The organism is Pseudomonas brassicae, assembly GCF_010671725.1.
GTDB classification, from domain to species: Bacteria; Pseudomonadota; Gammaproteobacteria; order Pseudomonadales; family Pseudomonadaceae; genus Aquipseudomonas; species Aquipseudomonas brassicae.
In genome coordinates, this window is sequence record NZ_JAAHBU010000414.1 from 1 (window position 1) to 1,272 (window position 1,272).

Below are 1,272 nucleotides of genomic sequence, written 5' to 3' on the forward strand. Positions count from 1 at the left end.
CAGCCATCGAGGGTGTCAGCCGGCAGTGCCAGGTTCAGCTCGGCCTGGGTGGCCCGTGGCGTGGTGCTCAGCGGCTCGCGGCTGACCAGCGGGTTGTCGGCCTGCAACGAGGCCGGCAGCGGGTCGTGCGGCGTGAGGTCGGCAGGCTCGGGCAGCGCGCTGATCTGCTCGGCCACCTGCCTGAAATGCGCCTGGTCGGTGTGCACCTGACGCAGCAACTCGGCGCTGTCGGGCCCGGCGTGAGGGCTGGCCTCAAGGCTTTGCGTACGTGCCTGCGCCGCACTGAACAGGCCATTTGCACGGGGGTCGTCGCGCTCTCCAGGGACCACCGGGGCAACGCGGCTTGTCGGTATCGTCGGGTTGACCGGGTTGACCGGGTTGATCGGAGTGACCGGGTTCACCGGGTCGACAGGGTTTACCGGATCTACCGGATCAACTGGATCTACCGGATCAACAGGTGTGGTCTTGCCAGTCAGGCTGACCTGCGTCTGATAGTCGCGCTGTTCAGTTCGCCGTCGTTCAGGCTGACGCGCAGGTTGACCTGGCTGCCCGCAGTGCCGCCGTCATTGGTGTAGGTCAACTGGCGCACCAGCAGGTTGACCTGGGCGGTGCTCAGCGCCGCGTCAATGTTCAGCTTCAGCGTGCCGTTGGCGTCGCTCAAGCGCGCCACGGCCACGTCGTCGAGGAACACTTGCCCCTCGCGCAGGGTGAAGCCGTTGCCGTCCTTGAAGCCGAAGTGGTCTTGCGCCGAGCTACCGCCCACGCGCTCCACCACCAGCGTTGCATCTTTGTAGTTGCCGGCACCGGCATTGAGTGCGTCGAGTTCTGCGTCACTCAGTTGAAGGTTGGGCAGCAGTACCACGGCCGGGCCGTCGGCCTGGTACACCGGGTTTTTCAGGCCCGGCGCATCGAGCAGGGCCAGGCCCTGGCCGATCACCAGCACGCTGCCGTCGGCCCCCACCTGCAGGGCACTGGCGTTGCTCAATGCACTGGCCTGGGTGCGGTTGATGCTGTCGACCCACGCCAGGGCACCGTGGGTGCTGTAGCGGCTGACGCTGCCGCTGGCGAGGCTGACGTACAGCACATTGCCGTCGGCGCCCAGCACCATGTCGCTGACCCCGGCGACCTGCTGGCTGCTCACGCGGGTGAGGCTGGCGTTGGCCGGATCGAAGCTGAACTGTTGCAGCAGATCGCCGCTGTAGAGGTACAGGGTGCGTCCGTCGGGCGCTACCTGCAGCTGCTTGTTGTCGCCTTCCAGGCTGATGCGGTTGC

2 protein-coding genes are annotated in these 1,272 nt (G+C 66.7%); both read right to left on the reverse strand.

The window, feature by feature from the left end; all coding sequences use genetic code 11:
* A partial coding sequence (locus G3436_RS27975) for a hypothetical protein (protein ID WP_243667272.1) occupies window positions 1–401 on the reverse strand: 401 nt, incomplete at its 3' end.
* 71 nt (window positions 402–472) lie between these two features.
* The coding region (locus tag G3436_RS23135; RefSeq protein WP_163949927.1) for a hypothetical protein at window positions 473–1,272 on the reverse strand (800 nt) is incomplete at its 5' end.